A 416-nucleotide genomic window follows, 5' to 3' on the forward strand; every position below is an offset into this window, starting at 1 on the left:
TTTGTAGAATCAGCTGTGGTCGGGTGGGTCCTCGTCTTGTCTGGTGGGATCGGAGAGGAGTATAAGAGACAGACGTCGAGGAAGGCGCCGGGGGCGGGGGTGACTTCGATGACGTTGCCGAAGCCCTCCTCGCCCGGCCGTCCGCAGTGGGCCAGCCCGCCCAGGTCGTCCACGCTCTGGAGGATGCCCTCGGCGAAGAGGAAGCCGGTGGCCAGCTCGCGGTCATGTCCTGGCGTGCGCATGGTGGTGGCCACCGACTCTCCGCTGACGCGAATCTCCAGCGGCTCCTCCACCGCGAGGTCGTCCTCCTGGGCCGGGAGCAGCGTGGCGCCGTTGTATCGCTGGACGGAGCGACGCGTGACGCCGCGGGCCTCCACGGGGGGCAGGGGCGCGGGGCGGCTCGGGCGCAGGTGGGC

1 protein-coding gene is annotated in these 416 nt (G+C 70.4%); it reads right to left on the minus strand.

The features are described 5' to 3' along the window. Positions 1-377: formate dehydrogenase accessory sulfurtransferase FdhD (locus tag G4D87_RS40190; RefSeq protein ID WP_371928661.1), on the minus strand; the 377-nt coding region annotated here is incomplete at its 3' end. Between the last annotated feature and the right edge of the window lie 39 nt (positions 378-416).

The organism is Myxococcus vastator (genome assembly GCF_010894475.1).
Taxonomy (GTDB): Bacteria; Myxococcota; Myxococcia; order Myxococcales; family Myxococcaceae; genus Myxococcus; species Myxococcus vastator.